Here is a 2,475-nt window from a genome sequence, read left to right as displayed (position 1 = left end):
GCCTTCCTTGCGGCTGCGCTGGACGCGCGCGCGGGGCACCGCAAGGAAGCAGCCCTCTCGCTCGCCGAGCGAGGCCTCGAATTGGCCCAGGAGCATAAGGTCCGTGGCGACCTCTTGCGTTTCAAGGGCGACATGCTGCGCGAGCTTGGCCGCAGCGCCGAGGCGATAGAGGCTTTCGGCGCGGCACTCGGTATTGCGCGCGATCCTGCAGAGCGCTGCCGCGCCAAGATCGGCATTGTCGCCGCCATGCGGATCATGGACCGGATCGACGATGCCTACGTCGTCCTCGACGAGGCCGAGGCAATCGCCCAGGAGGCCGATCTTCCTCTCGAACTCAGCGAACTCCACTATTTCCGCGGGAGCCTCCATTTCCCGAGAGGACGGCTCGATGGCTGCCTCAGAGAGCACGAGAAGTCGCTCGAATACGCCGAACGCGCGGGCAGCCCGGAGCGCAGGGCCCTCGCCCTGAGCGGGCTTGGCGACGCGCATTACGCCCGTGGGCGCATGTTCACGGCGCACAGAGTGATCGAGCAGTGCCTTGCGCTGTGTGAGGAATACCAGCTTGGGGCGGTGGAGGCAGCCAACCGCTTCATGCTCGCGACCGTCAAAATCTACATGAACGATACCGAAAGGGCGCTGCAGGAGGCGCTCGCCTCAGCCCAGCTGGCGTCAAAGGTCGGCCATGACCGGGCCGAGATCGTCTCGCGTCTTACGGCCGGCTGGATCCTTGTCTCCATGGGCCAGATGGCGGCCGCGCAAATCGAGATAGACCTCGGTCTTGCCACCGCCGCGCGTTTCGGCGCCAAGCGCTTCGAGCCCTTCCTCGAAGAAACAAGTGCCCGCATATGCCTGGCGGAGGGCCGGTGGGCCGAGGCGGTCGAAATCGCCGAGGGCACCCTTGCGAAAGTCCGAAACCTCGGCGCGATGTCGTTCATAGGGCCTTGGGTGCTCTCGACCGTTGCACGCGCTACTTCGGATCCGGCGCGGCGCCGGGAGGCCCTTGCCGAGGGCGAAGCGGTCCTCGCCACGGGAGCGGTTGGTCACAACTACTACCGTTTCTATCGCTACGCGATGGATGCCTGCGCTGCGGCAGGGGAATGGCCCGAGGTCCGCCGCTACGCTGATCTTCTGGCCGAATACACGGCCCCGGAGCCGACGCCTTGGTCCGATTTCTTCATTACGCGGGGGCGCGCGCTTGCCGACGCTGCCGAGGGGATCGATGCGCGCGACCGCCTTCGGCACTTGCGGGCTGACGCCGAAACCGCGTGCCTGCTCGCCGCTATTCCCGGCATCGACGCAGCGCTCGCCTCGAGTGAAGCCCCGTCGCGATCAGCGCGCGCCTAATTCTATCGCTTGACGCCGACGGGTTTTCCGCGGCGCAAAATGGAGGGAGAGTGATGAAGGTTGCAGTAATCGGTGGCGGAATTGGTGGCCTCGCGGTGGCCTATGAGCTGAAGAAGCAGGCGAAAAGGCTTGGCCTTCAGTTGCCCGAAGTGACGGTGTTTGAGGCCCTGGGCCGTTTCGGCGGTAATGCTGACACCATGCACTTCTCCTTTGGGGAGGGCCCGCAGGGCGAGATGCGCCGCTGGGCGGATCTCGGCGTCAACGACTTTAACAAATCCGCCTATAACGACATTGACGAGGTCATGACCGAAATCGGCTTCGTCGAAGGCAAGGACTATCGCAATCTCGAGGACACCACGAGCTACTATTCCGGCGACGGCTCGCTGTTCTTTACCGACAATGCAACCCCTTGGTGGGGCACGGGTATGGACCCCAAGCTGAAGGCTTCGGTCGACGACTTCATGAGCGCCGGAGGCACGGACGCCGACAACCCCAAATACCACGAGTACACGCTCGAGCAATATATCGACGAAAAGTCGCAAGAGCGGGGATGGGATGCGCGCCTCGGCCCGTGGGTCATTTATCCGCGCGTCAACGGCATGTATTTCACATCGAGCGAACTTGGCCCGCGAAGAATGCCGTTCTATTCGGTCATGCACTATTATAAGATCCAAGAGGGCGCAGGCGGAAAGCCGGCGAACCGGATGTATTTCGTGGGTGGAACGAGCCACTGGATCGACCGGCTGACGGACTACATGGCGCAGACGCTTGGCGTAAAGCTGGTCACCGGTTTCCCGGCTGTGGTGAGCCGCGACAGCACCGGCTGGAAAGTGACCAACAGCATATCACCAAAGGAGCAGTATCAGCCCGACCTGGTGGTGATTGCGAGCCACGCCAACGATGCGCTGAAGCTTCTGAAGACGATCCCGCCTCAGGTCTCGAATATCATGTCGCAGATCACCTATGAGACGGCGGTCAGCGTCGCACATATCGACGCACGGCTGTTGCCGGTCGATCAGAATGCCTGGTGCACCTATAACATCGTCATTCATCAGCCCGGCTCGGTTGCGATGAAGCCCTACGTGATCAACTATGTCGCGAACCGCCACCAGAACGATGCAGCCAATCCCG

General features: G+C 62.7%; 2 protein-coding genes. Both read left to right on the top strand.

Going from position 1 to position 2,475, the window contains the following annotated elements; translation table 11 throughout:
- On the top strand, nucleotides 1–1,344 hold a 1,344-nt coding region (locus AAAB35_RS04610), incomplete at its 5' end, for a hypothetical protein (RefSeq protein ID WP_340667048.1).
- A gap of 53 nt (nucleotides 1,345–1,397) precedes the next feature.
- On the top strand, nucleotides 1,398–2,475 hold a 1,078-nt coding region (locus AAAB35_RS04605), incomplete at its 3' end, for an NAD(P)-binding protein (RefSeq protein WP_340667047.1).

The organism is Phyllobacterium sp. (genome assembly GCF_037994425.1).
Classification (GTDB): Bacteria; Pseudomonadota; Alphaproteobacteria; order Rhizobiales; family Rhizobiaceae; genus Phyllobacterium.
The sequence above is the reverse complement of the archived record's forward strand: the minus strand, read 5'-3'. Positions and strand labels throughout refer to the sequence as shown.